Origin of the sequence: Nocardioides sp. TF02-7 (assembly GCF_022437945.1) — a bacterium.
Classification (GTDB): domain Bacteria; phylum Actinomycetota; class Actinomycetes; order Propionibacteriales; family Nocardioidaceae; genus Nocardioides.
Window position 1 is genome coordinate 1,469,881 of the sequence record NZ_CP092535.1, and the last position, 12,458, is coordinate 1,482,338.

The window sequence follows — 12,458 nt, forward strand, 5'->3', positions numbered from 1 at the left end:
CCCGTCCGCCCCGGGTCGCACCCCGTGATCCACCTCCGGTCGGACGCACCGCCCGGCGGGCCCGTCTACGGTGAGGCCGTGGCGCGACACGACCGGCAGCCGTGGCGGCTCGGCCCCCGCGGCGAGCGGTGGTTCGACCTGGCACTGACCGCGTTCCTGCTGCTGCCCGTGCTGCCGTTCGCCGTGCTCGTCGACGTGGGCGCGGGGCTGCTCATGCTCGCCCAGATCGCGCCGCTGGCGGTCCGCCGCCGGTGGCCGGTCCCGGTGTTCGCCGTGGTCACCGGCGCGAGCGCGCTCCAGGCGCTGCTCATCGACGAGCCGCTGTGGAGCCAGGTCGCGTTTCCCGTCGCCACCTACTCCGTCGCCCGCTTCGCCGGACCCGCCTGGGCCGCCGGGGCGCTCGCCACCGGGGTGGCCGGCGCCGCGGTCGCCGCGGTCGACTGGCTGCTGGGCTTCGACGAGGTCGCGCTGACCTGGAGCAACGTCACCGCCTACTTCCTCCCCATCGCCGCGATGGTCGTCGCCGCGTGGGCGCTGGGCACGCTCGGCCGCACCCGGCAGGCGTACGTCGACGCCCTCGTCGAGCGCGGCCAGCGGCTCGAGCGGGAGGCCGCCCAGCAGGCCGCGCTCGCGGCGGTCGAGGAGCGTCACCGGATCGCCCGGGAGATGCACGACGTGGTCGCCCACGGGCTCACCACGATCGTCGTGCAGGCCGACGGCGCCCGGGCCGCCGCCGTGCACGACCCGGCGGTGGCCGCGCCCGCGTTCGAGACGATCGCGGCCACCGGTCGGGAGGCGATGACCGAGATGCGCCGGATGCTCGGCCTGCTGCGCGCCGAGGACGCCGTCACCGCTCCGCAGCCACGGCTCGCCGACCTCCCCCGACCTGCTGGCCGAGGCGCGCCGGGCCGGCACCCGGGTGGTGGCCGACCTGCCCGACCCGCTGCCCGCGGTGCCCGACGGGCCAGGGCTGACGGCGTACCGGGTCGTCCAGGAGGCGCTCACCAACGTCCGCAAGCACGCCGGCCCCGGCGCCACCGCCGAGGTGCGGCTGCACCTGGTTGATGGAATGGCCGAGGGGTCCGGCGGGCTGGTCGTCACGGTCGCCGACGACGGCCGCGGCGCGTCGGCGTCGTACGACGGCCGCGGCCTCGGTCTGGCCGGCATGCGGGAGCGGGTGCTCGCCCACGACGGCACCCTCGAGGCCGGGCCCCGGCCGGGCGGCGGGTTCGGGGTCTGCGCGAGGATCCCGCTGTGACTGACCCGGTCCGTGTCTTCCTCGTCGACGACCAGGAGCTGGTGCGCGCCGGCTTCCGGATGCTCATCGACAGCCAGCCCGACCTCGCCGTCGTCGGGGAGGCCGGCGACGGCGGCGCGGCGCTGGAGCAGCTGGCGGTGACCCGCTGCGACGTCGTGCTGATGGACGTGCGGATGCCGCGGATGGACGGCGTGGAGGCGACCCGCCGGCTGACGTCGGCCGCCGGCGCGCCGCGGGTGGTGGTGCTGACGACCTTCGACCTCGACGAGTACGCGTTCGCCGCGATCAAGGCCGGTGCGGCGGCGTTCCTGCTCAAGGACGCGACGCCGGACTCGCTCCTCGGCGCGATCCGCACCGTGCACGCGGGCGACTCGGTGGTCGCGCCGAGCACCACCCGCCGGCTGCTCGACCACTTCGCCGCCGCCCTGCCCGACCCCGCCGCCGGCACGCCGGACCGGCGGCTGGACGAGCTCACCGAGCGCGAGCGGGAGACGCTGGTGCTCGTCGGCCGCGGCTTGTCCAACCAGGAGATCGCCGCGGCGTTCACCGTGTCGGAGGCGACCGTGAAGACCCACGTCGGGCGGCTGCTCGCCAAGACCGGCTCCCGCGACCGGGTGCAGCTGGTGGTGCTGGCGTACGAGGCCGGGCTCGTCCGGGCGGGCTAGCGGGGGCGCCCGGCCGGTGGTGTAACTCAGTGTTCGGTGCACTACCCGGGCGCTGTGGCCGGTCACACCACCCGGGGAGCGACCCGAACACTGAGTTACACCCCACCGCCGGTCCCACCCCACCCCCACCGCCTCCACCCGCCGTTGTACGCCGGGATCCGCCCGCGGCCCGACGATCCGGGAGCCGTCGGCGACGAGGCTCGTCGGCATGACGATCACCGACCAGCACCCACCCACCGGGCCCACCGAACCGACCGGACCGACCGGCCCCACCGCCCGGACCGCGGCCTCCGCCCGCGGCCTGGCCCGCACCTACGGGAAGGGGCGACACCCTCGTCCACGCCCTCCGCGGCGTCGATCTCGACCTCCCGGCCGGCCGGTTCACCGCGATCATGGGGCCGTCCGGGTCGGGCAAGTCGACCCTGATGCACTGCCTGGCCGGGCTCGACCAGCCGACCGGCGGCACGGTGACGGTCGCCGGCCGGCGGCTCGAGGGCCTCTCCGACGACGAGCTCACCCGGTTCCGCCGCGACCACCTCGGCTTCGTGTTCCAGGCGTTCAACCTGCTGCCGATGCTCACCGCCGAGCAGAACATCTGGCTGCCCACCGAGCTGGCCGGCCGGCGCCGCGGCGGACGGGCCGACGAGCGCTCCGACCTGCGGGCGCGGTTCGACCAGGTCGTCGACACCCTCGGCCTGCGCGACCGGCTCCGGCACCGGCCCGCCGAGCTCTCCGGCGGCCAGCAGCAGCGGGTGGCGATCGCCCGTGCGCTGGTCGGCGGGCCGGCGATCGTGTTCGCCGACGAGCCCACCGGCAACCTCGACAGCGCCGCGTCCGCCGAGGTCCTGGCCTTCCTGCGCCGCTCGGTGCGGGAGCTCGGCCAGACCGTGGTGATGGTGACCCACGAGCTCGACGCGGCCGCCCACGCCGACGACGTCGTCGTCCTCGCCGACGGCCGGGTCACCGACCACCTCACCGAGCCGACGCACGACCGGCTGGTCACCGCGCTCGGCGCCCGGGCCGCGTGATGCGCACGGTGCTGCTGGCGTCGCTGCGGACGCACACCCGGAGGTACGGCGCCGCGTTGCTCGCCGTCGTCGTCGGCGTGGTCTTCATCGTGGTGACCGCCGCACTGTCGTCGGCGGTGCGCGACGGCCTGGTGGCGGGCATCGACGAGCCCTACGCGGGGGCCGACGCGGTGGTCGAGAAGCCGACCGCCGACGAGGCGGCCACCCTGCTCGCCGCCGCCGGCGAGGAGGGCGCCGACGCGTGGCTGGTCGGCTGGACGATGCAGCCCGTCGTGCGCGGCGACGACGTCGTCGACACCAGCGCCGACGTCGGGCAGGTGCCCGCCGCGGCCGACCGTCGGTGGCAGGACCTGGAGGAGGGCCGGTTCCCGTCCGCCCCCGGCGAGGCCCTGGCCGACGTCAACGCCGCCAAGGCGGCGGGCATCCGCGTCGGCGACGAGCTGCGGATCGGCAGCGGCGCCGACGCCCTCGAGGTGGAGGTGGTCGGCCTGGCCGACTCGCCGTCGGCGTTCTCGTCCGCCTCGGTCTACGTCCTGTGGGAGGACCTGAGCCGCTGGCGGGACAGCCTCTACGTCAGCAGCGTCGCCTGGGCGGGCGGCGGCGACCACGACGCCGCGGCGGCCGCCGTCCGCGACCACGTCCCGGACGCGGAGCTGATGACGGTCGACGCGTTCGTGCAGCACGTCCAGAAGGAGGTCAACAACGAGGTCGACGTGATCGCCGTCGTCGTGCTGCTCTTCACCGTCATCGCGCTGCTGGTCGCCGTCCTGGTCATCAACAACACCTTCGCGATCCTCTTCGCCCAGCGCACCCGCGACTTCGCGCTCCTCCGCTGCGTCGGAGCCAGCCGCCGTCAGCTCGTCCGCTCGGTGCGGTGGGAGTCGCTGGCCCTCGGCGCGACCGCGGCGGTGCTCGGCACCGGTCTCGGGCTCGGTCTCGGGCACGGCCTGGTCGGCCTGGTGCGCGCGCAGTGGCCCGGGGCCCGGATGGGCCACGCCGACGTGGGCGCCGGCTGGCTGCTCGCGGCCGCCGCCGTCGGCATCGGCGTCACCCTGGTCGCGGCCTGGCTGCCGACCCGGCGCGTCGTCCGGGTGAGCCCGCTCGCGGCTCTGCGCCCCGACGACAGCACCAGCCCCCGCACGGGGGCCGGCCGACGGCGGGTGGCGCTGGGGCTGCTCACGGTCGCCGCGGGGGTCGCCGGTCTCGTCGCGGCGGTCGCGACGGGCGGCTACCCGGTGCTGATGGCGGGTGGCGCCGCGACGTTCCTCGGCGTCCTGGTGCTCGGGCCGGTGCTCGTGCCGGCGCTGGTGCGCGCGGCCGGGCCGGTCACGGGTCGGCTGCTCGGGCCCGCAGGCCGCCTCGCGAGCGGCAACGCGGTGCGCAACCCGCGGCGTACCGCCGCCACTGCGGCCTCGCTGCTGATCGGCGTCACCCTCACCACCGCGGTCCTCTCCGGCATGGCCAGCTCGCGCTCCGCGGTCTCCGAGGCGATGGACCGCCAGCACCCGGTGGACATGGCGGTCACCGGCGCCGGCACCGTGCCGGCCGACCTCGTACGGCGGGTCGCCGCGGTCGACGGCGTGGCCGCGACGGCACCGGTGCGCGGCACCACCGCCCGGGTGGCGGGGATTGGCGAGACGCCGGTCCTGGCGGCGCCGGCACTGACCGACCCCGACGTGCGCGCGGTGGTCCACGGCGACGAGCTGCCCGCCCCCGGCGACGGCCGGGTGCTGCTGCCCTGGGACGAGCTGGGCGACCGGATCGCGGTCGGTGACCGGGTGACGGTCGCGGCCGGCGGCCGCGAGCTGACGCTGCGGGTGGCGGGCGGCGAGGGGTGGGGCACGGCCGCCCTGGTCAGCCCCGCCACCCTCGCCCGGCTCGACCGCGACGCCGGGCTGCAGGCGGTGTGGGTGCGGGCCGCCGACGGCGCGGACCCCGAGGACCTCGCCGGCTCCCTCGAGGCGATCGCCGGACCGGTGGAGGCGGAGCTGGAGAACGGCCTCGCCCAGCGGTCGTACGTCGACCTGCAGCTCGACGTCGTCACCGGCGGCGTGGTGGGCCTGCTCGGGATCGCCGTCCTGATCGCCCTGGTCGGGATCGCCAACACCCTCGGCCTCTCGGTCCTCGAGCGTGGTCGCGAGCACGCGCTGCTGCGGGCGCTCGGCCTGACCCGGCGGCAGCTGCGGCGGATGCTGGCCGCCGAGGCGGTGCTGCTCTCGGTCGTGGCGACCGTGCTCGGCAGCGTCCTCGGCATCGCGTTCGCGTGGACCGCCGTGCAGGCGGTCGTCGAGCCCGCGGTGGCTGGCGCCGGGCTGGTGCTGCCGTGGGGCCAGCTGGCGCTCGTGGTCGCCACCTCGGCCGTGGCCGGGCTGCTCGCGGCGGTGCTGCCGTCGCGCCGCGCCGCCCGGGTCGCCCCGGCCGCGGGCCTGGCGCTCGACTAGAGGCCCGCGGCGCTCTCCAGCGCGTCGGCGGCGCGGCGGGCCTCCGCCGCGTCGTCGGCGCGCCCGACCGCGTCGTACTCCTCCGCCGCCGCCCGCAGGGCGACGACCTCGTCACGGAGGATGGCCTGCTCCTCGGCGGCGTCGAGCTCCCGCCGGTCGGCCTCCGCCGCGCCGGGGCCCACCGCACCCGCCACGTGAGCGGAGCCGGCGACCAGCGGCCGGTCGGCGACCGGCACCGCCTCGGCGTTCTCGAGGGCGGCCAGCGCCGACCGCAGCGCCGCCGTGACGGCGCGGTCGCGGTCGAGGCGGGCGCGGGTCAGCCGCTCCCGCAGCGCGGCACGGAGCGGGTCGGGCTGCGGGTGCGGCGAGGTCATCGCGGCAGGGTAGCCACCCGCCCGGGCGCCCGTCGCGTGACTTCCGCGTCGCTACGCTGCACTGCGTGAGGGACTGGTCCGAGGTGCGGCTGCACGTGGTCACCGGCAAGGGTGGCACCGGCAAGTCGACCGTGGCCTCGGCGCTCGCCCTGGCGCTCGCCCGCCGCGGCTGCGACGTCCTCCTGTGCGAGGTCGAGGGCCGCCAGGGCATCGCCCGGATGTTCGACGTCGACCCGCTGCCCTACGAGGAGCGGCGGCTCACCACCGGCCTGCCCGACGCCGACGGCGGCCGCGGACGGGTGCACGCCCTCCACATCGACGCGGAGTCGGCGCTGCTGGAGTACCTCGCCATGTACTACCGGCTCGGCCGCGCCGGCAAGGCGCTCGACCGGTTCGGGGTGGTCGAGTTCGCGACGACGATCGCTCCCGGTGTCCGCGACGTGCTGCTCAGCGGCAAGGTCTACGAGGCCGTGCAGCGCAACAGCCGCAACAAGGGCGCGATCCGCTACGACGCCGTCGTGCTCGACGCGCCGCCGACCGGCCGGATCGCGCAGTTCCTCAACGTCGGCGGCGAGGTCGGTGGCCTGGCCAAGGTCGGACCGGTCAAGACCCAGTCCGACACGATGATGACGCTGTTCCGCTCGCCGCGGACCGCGGTGCACCTGGTGACGCTGCTGGAGGAGATGCCGGTCCAGGAGACCAAGGACGGCATCGCTGAGCTGCAGGCGCAGGGGCCTCCCGGTCGGCGGGGTGGTGGTCAACCAGGTGCGGCCCCGCGACCTGTCGGCCGACGACCTCGCCGCCGCCCGGGCCGGAACCCTCGACCGGGGCCGGATCGAGGCCGACCTCGGGACGGCCGGGCTGGAGGTGTCGCCGGCGCTGGTCGACGCGCTGCTGCGGGAGGCGCGCGACCACGCCGAGCGACGGGCGCTGGAGGACGAGCAGCGCCGGGTCGTCGCCGACCTCGGCCGGCCGACGTACGAGCTGCCGCGGCTGGCCGGCGGCGTCGACCTCGGAGGGCTCTACGAGCTCGCCGGGCTGTTGCGGGAGCAGGGGATGGCGTAGATGGCGGGGGAGCACCACGCGGGTCGGTCCGACCAGCCCGAGCGCCCGGCGGGCCGGGCCGCTCGACGTCGACGCGCTGCTGGCCGACCGGGCCACCGAGATCATCGTGTGCTGCGGCTCGGGCGGTGTCGGCAAGACGACCACCGCGGCCGCGCTCGCCCTGCGGGCCGCCGAGCAGGGGCGACGCGTGGTCGTGCTCACGATCGACCCGGCGCGCCGCCTCGCGCAGTCGATGGGGATCGCCGAGCTCGACAACACCCCGCGGCCCGTCGCCGGGGTCCGCGGCGAGGGCCGGCTCGAGGCGATGATGCTCGACATGAAGCGCACCTTCGACGAGGTGGTCGAGTCGCAGGCCAGCCCGGAGAAGGCCCGGCAGATCCTGGCCAACCCGTTCTACGTCGCGCTCTCCAGCTCGTTCGCCGGCACGCAGGAGTACATGGCGATGGAGAAGCTGGGGCAGCTCCACCGCGAGCACGTGGTGGGCGACCGCGACCGATCGACCACCGGCGACTGGCGCTCCGGCGACTACGACCTGATCGTCGTCGACACCCCGCCGTCCCGGTCGGCGCTCGACTTCCTCGACGCGCCGGAGCGGCTCTCGAGCTTCCTCGACGGTCGGTTCGTGCGGCTGCTGCTGACGCCGGCCCGCGGGCCGGCGCGGCTGATGAGCGCCGGGCTCGGGCTGATCACCGGCGCGCTGAACAAGATCCTGGGAGCGCAGTTCCTCACGGACCTGCAGACGTTCGTGGCCGCGCTCGACACCGTCTTCGGCGGGTTCCGCCAACGTGCCCAGCAGACCTACTCGCTGCTGCAGGCCGACGGCACCGCGTTCCTCGTGGTGGCCGCGCCCGAGCCGGACGCGCTGCGGGGAGGCGGCGTACTTCGTCGAGCGGCTGAGCGAGGACGACATGCCGCTCGCGGGGCTGGTCGTCAACCGCGCCAGCCCGGAGCCGGAGAGCGGGCTGCCGGCGGAGGAGGCCCTGGCCGGTGCCGGCCGGTTGCGCCGGGAGTCCCCGGGCTCGGTGACGGCCGGGCTGCTGCGCCTGCACGCCGACCAGGTCCGCACGGTGGAGCGCGAGCGCGCGCTCCGGGAGCGGTTCGCGGCGGCGCACCCCCAGGTGCCGACCGCCGTGGTGCCGGCGCTCGCCGGCGACGTGCACGACCTCGACGGGCTGCGCCGGATCGGCGACCTGCTCGGGTCGGGCGGCTGACGCCGGGTCAGACCTCGGCGTCCACCTTGGCCAGCTCGCGGTCGCGCGCCGACTCCAGCACCTTGCGCCACGAGGCGTGCGGCTTCCGGCGCAGCAGCGCCCGGCGCTCGCGCTCGGTCATCCCGCCCCAGACGCCCCACTCGATCTGGTTGTCGAGCGCCTCGGCCAGGCACTCGGTGCGCACCGGGCACCCCGAGCACACCAGCTTGGCCTTGTTCTGCTCGGCGCCGCGGACGAACAGCTCGTCCGGCTGCTCGTCGCGGCAAGCCGCGCGAAGAGCCCAGTCCTCAACCCACATGACGTTGTCCCCATCGATCGGAGATGGGCAGCGCCCCCACAGCGCTGCACGTCCACCTCGTAGTAGAAACGTAAAGCACTGGTCTGGTCCGGTACATCCCTCCTTGGGCGCAACCTGTCTAGTCACTTCTGACTAACCGGGGGGCCGCGGGTCGGCCGTACGGCGGCCGCGCGCCCGCTCCGTGGAATCGGAGGCCGTCGGCGCGCTCCCGTACTCTGGTCGCCATGGCCCGCTCCAGGACCGACGCCCTCCCCGCCAAGAAGGTCGCCTCCCACCTCGGCGTGATGCTGCTCGTCTCCGTCGTGCTCGGCGTGGTGGTCTCCGGGCTGGCGATCCCGTTCGCCGGCGTCGTCGGCCTCACCGCGCGCAACGTCTCGGAGTCGATCGACGACCTGCCGCAGGAGCTCGAGACCGAGCTGCTTCCCCAGCGCACCGAGATCAAGGACCGCGACGGCGACACGATCGCGACGATCTACGACGAGAACCGCGTCATCGTCCCGCTGCGCCAGATCTCGCGGATCATGGTCAAGGCGATCGTCGCGATCGAGGACTACCGCTTCTACGAGCACGGTGCGCTCGACGTGCGGGGCACGCTCCGGGCGCTGTTCACCAACCAGGCCGCCGACGACGTCGTGCAGGGCGGCTCGTCGATCACCCAGCAGCTGGTCAAGCTCACCCCTGATCACCCAGGCCAAGGGCGACAAGGAGCTGATCAAGGAGGCGACCGACGACAGCTATGCGCGCAAGCTGCGCGAGCTGCGCTACGCGATCGCCCTGGAGAAGAAGCACTCCAAGGACTGGATCCTCGAGCGATACCTCAACACCGCCTACTTCGGCGACGGCGCCTACGGCATCCAGGCCGCGGCGCAGCACTTCTTCGACGTCAACGCCAAGGACCTCGACCTGCGGCAGTCGGCGATGCTCGCCGGGATGGTGCAGAGCCCGGGCGCCTTCGACCCGACCGAGAACCCCGAGCGGTCCAAGGAGCGGCGCAACGTCGTGCTCGACCGGATGGCCGAGCTGAGCGTGATCCCCGAGCAGCGCGCCGAGCGGGTCAAGAAGAAGCCGCTGGGCCTCGACGTCAAGCAGAAGAAGCGCGGCTGCGTCAACTCCACCGCCCAGTTCTTCTGCGAGTACGTCGTGGGTGGCTCAAGCAGGACCCCGCCCTCGGCAACAACCCCCCGCGAGCGGTGGGAGCTGATCGAGAACGGCGGCCTGACGGTCACCACCACGATCGACATGGACATGCAGGAGGCGGCCGAGAACGCCGTCGAGAGCCGGGTGTTCCCCGAGGAGAGCGTCATCGGCGCCCTTGCCCTGGTCGAGCCGGGCACCGGCGAGGTCAAGGCGCTCGCGCAGTCCCGCTCGCTGGGCAAGGGCCCCGGGCAGACGTTCCTCAACTACACCGTGCCCAAGGAGTACGGCAACGCCAACGGGTTCCAGCCGGGGTCGACGTTCAAGACCTTCGTGCTGGCCGCCGCGATCAACCAGGGCATCCCGCTCACGACGACGATCAACGCGCCCGCGGTCCGCAACTTCGACCTCGGTGAGTTCCGGACCTGCGACGGCAACTACCAGAGCGCGGAGATCGAGGACTTCAAGAACTTCGACAACACCTCGCACACGGCGAACCTCTACTCCGGCACCCAGAACTCGATCAACACCTTCTTCATCGAGCTGTCCAAGCGCACCGGTCTCTGCGAGCCCTACCGGCTGGCGGAGCGGCTCGGCGTGCGGATCGGCGACCCCGACCGGTTCATGGTGCCGTCCTTCGCCCTCGGTGTCGCCGACGCCAGCCCGCTGGAGATGGCGGAGGCCTACGCCAGCTTCGCCGCCCGCGGCAAGCACTGCGACTCCCGGCCGGTCACGCAGATCGAGGACAACCAGGGCAACCTCCTGAAGAAGTACGAGCCCGACTGCACCCAGGAGCTGCCGAGCGCGGTCGCCGACGCGGTCAACGACGTGCTCGAGGGCGTCATCAACGGCGGCTTCGCCTCCGCGCAGTACCCCGGTCAGCAGGCCGCCGGCAAGACCGGGACGACGAGCGACAACACCGCGGTGTGGTTCGCCGGCTACACGCCCAACCTCGCCGGCGCCGCCACCGTCGCCGGTGTCAACGACGCCGGACAGCCCGACACCCTCGACGGCAAGCTGATCGGCGGCTACTACCAGTCGACGTCCGGCTCCGGCACCGCCGCGCCGATCTGGGGGCGACGCATTCAAGGCGATCGCGCCCTCCCTGCCCGACGAGAGCTTCGTGCCGCCGTCGACGACCGACGTCGCCGGAGTGCTCAACCCGGTGCCGTCCGTCTCCGGCTACTCCGTCGAGAACGCCACCCGGATGCTCGAGGACCAGGGCTTCGAGGTGGTCAACGGCGGGTCGGTCGACTCCGAGGTCGACTCCGGGCTGGTCGCCTACAGCTCGCCGGGCAGCGGCACCAACTGGGGCGCGGGCGACGAGGTCGTCATCTACGTCTCCACCGGCCGCGACCCCGACCGCAACCGCGGCGGTCGCGGCAACCGGGGCAACAACGGCAACAACGGGCGCGGCGGCCGGGGCTGACCCGGCGCGGCCGGCCGGGCAGGTCGGCCGGGCGGGCGGGTCCGGCCGGTCGGCTGAACCGGTCAGCCCAGCTGGCGGCGTACCTCCGCGGCGACGGCGGCGCCGTCGGCCCGTCCCTTGACCCGCGGCTGCACGAGCCCCCATCACCCGGCCCATCGCCTTCGGCCCGGCACCCGCCGCGCCGACCTCGGCCACGGCCTCCGAGACGACCGCGGCGATCTCCTCGGGGGTGAGCTGCTGCGGCAGGTACTCCGCGATCACCGCCGCCTCCGCCCGCTCCTTGGCCGCGCTCTGCGGACGGCCGCCCTCCTCGAACGCCACCGCCGCCTCACGGCGCTTCTTGGCCTCGGTCGCGAGCACGCCGACCATCTCGTCGTCGCTGAGCTGCTTGGCCTCCTTGCCGGCCACCTCGGCGTTGGTGACCGCGGTCAGGATCATCCGGAGGGTCGAGGACCGCACCTCGTCGCGGGCCTTCATGGCGGCGGTGAGGTCGGTGCGCAGCCGGTCCTTCAGCGAGTTCATGCCGACCAGTGTGGCAGCCTTGCCACGTGCCGCCCCCACCCGTTCCACGACGTCTGCTGAGCCGCCTCCTCGGGCCCGCCCTCGGCGCGGCCGCAGCGGGCGCGGCGGTGACGGCGTACGGCGTCTGGGAGGCGAGGCAGTACACGTTGCGGAAGTACGACCTCCGGCTGCTGCCCGCCGGGATGCGGCCGCTGCGGGTGCTGCACCTCACCGACGTCCACATGACGCCCGGCCAGGGTCGCAAGCAGGACTGGCTGCGCGACCTCGCGGCGCTCGAGCCCGACCTGGTGATCGACACCGGCGACAACCTCGCCCACCGGCAGGCGGTGCCGGTGGTCGTCGACAGCCTCGGCGGGCTGCTCGACCGGCCCGGGGTGTTCGTCCACGGCTCCAACGACTACTACGAGCCGGGCTTCCGCAACCCGTTCGCCTACCTCCTCCCCGACCGCGGCAAGCGACGGACCAACGTGCCGCAGCTGCCGTGGGGCGAGCTCACCGACGCGTTCACCGGCGCCGGGTGGCGCGACCTCACCAACCGACGCGACTCGCTGGTCGTCGGTGAGACCCGGATCTCGTTCGCCGGCGTCGACGACCCGCACCTCGGCTACGACGACCTCGACGCCGTCGCCGGCCCCGCCGACGCGGACGCCGACGTGCGGCTCGCCGTGACCCACGCGCCGTACCTGCGGGTCCTCGACCGGTTCGCGGCCGACGGCTACGACGCGATCATCGCCGGCCACACCCACGGCGGTCAGGTGCGGGTGCCCCGACCGGGCCGCGCCAGCCTCGCGCTGACCACCAACTGCGACCTCGACCCGGCCCGCGCGCGCGGACTGCACCGCCACCCCGCGCGCTCCCGGCCCGGCGACCCCGGCTCCGCGTGGCTCGAGGTCTCCGCCGGGCTCGGGACGAGTCCCTACATGCGGGTGCGCGTCGCCTGCCGCCCCGAGGCGACGCTGCTGACGCTGCTGCCCGGCCCGTCGCGCTGAGCCCTCCCGATGAGCCCGATTGGGGCCCGTCCGGTGGCCTCCGG

At 74.7% G+C, this 12,458-nt stretch carries 9 protein-coding genes and 5 pseudogenes; 11 read left to right on the top strand and 3 right to left on the bottom strand.

Annotated elements, in window-relative coordinates; all coding sequences use genetic code 11:
- Positions 1-78: 78 nt before the first annotated feature.
- The 5 genes from MF408_RS07470 to MF408_RS07490 all read left to right on the top strand — a co-directional run bounded on the left by MF408_RS07470 (position 79) and on the right by MF408_RS07490 (position 5,392).
- The gene (locus MF408_RS07470; protein WP_240250866.1) at positions 79-1,065 is read left to right on the top strand and encodes a histidine kinase; all 987 of its coding nucleotides are present in this window, start codon (positions 79-81) and stop codon (positions 1,063-1,065) included.
- Positions 953-1,258 carry an ATP-binding protein gene (locus MF408_RS07475; protein WP_240250867.1) on the top strand — a complete coding sequence of 102 codons (306 nt, stop codon included), beginning with the start codon at positions 953-955 and terminating at the stop codon, positions 1,256-1,258. The genes MF408_RS07470 and MF408_RS07475 overlap by 113 nt, the downstream gene beginning before the upstream one ends.
- Positions 1,255-1,923: a response regulator transcription factor gene (locus MF408_RS07480; protein WP_240250868.1), complete on the top strand. Its 669-nt coding sequence runs from the start codon at positions 1,255-1,257 to the stop codon at positions 1,921-1,923. Before MF408_RS07475 ends, MF408_RS07480 begins: the two co-directional genes overlap by 4 nt.
- 392 nt (positions 1,924-2,315) lie before the next feature.
- Positions 2,316-2,951, top strand: a complete 636-nt coding sequence (locus MF408_RS07485; RefSeq protein ID WP_345893869.1) for an ABC transporter ATP-binding protein — start codon at positions 2,316-2,318, stop codon at positions 2,949-2,951.
- Complete coding sequence (locus MF408_RS07490; protein WP_240250869.1) at positions 2,951-5,392, top strand: ABC transporter permease; 2,442 nt, start codon at positions 2,951-2,953, stop codon at positions 5,390-5,392. Before MF408_RS07485 ends, MF408_RS07490 begins: the two co-directional genes overlap by 1 nt.
- Here the strand turns inward: MF408_RS07490 and MF408_RS07495 are convergent.
- Positions 5,389-5,766, bottom strand: coding sequence for a hypothetical protein (locus MF408_RS07495; protein ID WP_240250870.1), 378 nt, complete (start codon positions 5,764-5,766; stop codon positions 5,389-5,391). The two genes, MF408_RS07490 and MF408_RS07495, sit on opposite strands and share 4 nt — an antisense overlap.
- A 131-nt stretch (positions 5,767-5,897) precedes the next feature.
- Here MF408_RS07495 and MF408_RS26720 point away from each other — a divergent pair.
- Together MF408_RS26720 and MF408_RS07505 are read left to right on the top strand one after the other, a co-directional pair.
- A pseudogene (locus tag MF408_RS26720) lies at positions 5,898-6,287 on the top strand (ATPase); the annotation flags it as partial.
- A 620-nt stretch (positions 6,288-6,907) separates the two neighbouring features.
- Positions 6,908-8,042 (top strand): annotated as a pseudogene (locus MF408_RS07505) (ArsA-related P-loop ATPase).
- 7 nt (positions 8,043-8,049) lie between these two features.
- On the opposite strand, the gene MF408_RS07510 reads toward MF408_RS07505, so the two are convergent.
- On the bottom strand, positions 8,050-8,340 hold the full coding sequence (locus tag MF408_RS07510) for a WhiB family transcriptional regulator (protein WP_240250871.1): 291 nt from the start codon (positions 8,338-8,340) through the stop codon (positions 8,050-8,052).
- Between the two features lie 284 nt (positions 8,341-8,624).
- On the opposite strand from MF408_RS07510, the pseudogene MF408_RS25130 reads away from it, so the two are divergent.
- The 3 genes and pseudogenes from MF408_RS25130 to MF408_RS07520 all read left to right on the top strand — a co-directional run.
- Positions 8,625-8,957, top strand: a pseudogene (locus tag MF408_RS25130) (transglycosylase domain-containing protein); the annotation flags it as partial.
- Positions 8,911-10,386: pseudogene (locus tag MF408_RS07515) on the top strand (transglycosylase domain-containing protein); the annotation flags it as partial. The pseudogenes MF408_RS25130 and MF408_RS07515, both read left to right, overlap by 47 nt.
- A gap of 295 nt (positions 10,387-10,681) precedes the next feature.
- A complete protein-coding gene (locus MF408_RS07520) occupies positions 10,682-10,903 on the top strand; it encodes a PASTA domain-containing protein (RefSeq protein ID WP_240251728.1) in 222 nt (73 codons plus the stop codon).
- 177 nt (positions 10,904-11,080) lie between these two features.
- On the opposite strand, the pseudogene MF408_RS07525 reads toward MF408_RS07520, so the two are convergent.
- A pseudogene (locus MF408_RS07525) lies at positions 11,081-11,425 on the bottom strand (GatB/YqeY domain-containing protein); the annotation flags it as partial.
- Positions 11,426-11,451: 26 nt separating this feature from the next.
- Here MF408_RS07525 and MF408_RS07530 point away from each other — a divergent pair.
- On the top strand, positions 11,452-12,414 hold the full coding sequence (locus MF408_RS07530) for a metallophosphoesterase (protein WP_240250872.1): 963 nt from the start codon (positions 11,452-11,454) through the stop codon (positions 12,412-12,414).
- Positions 12,415-12,458: the final 44 nt, after the last annotated feature.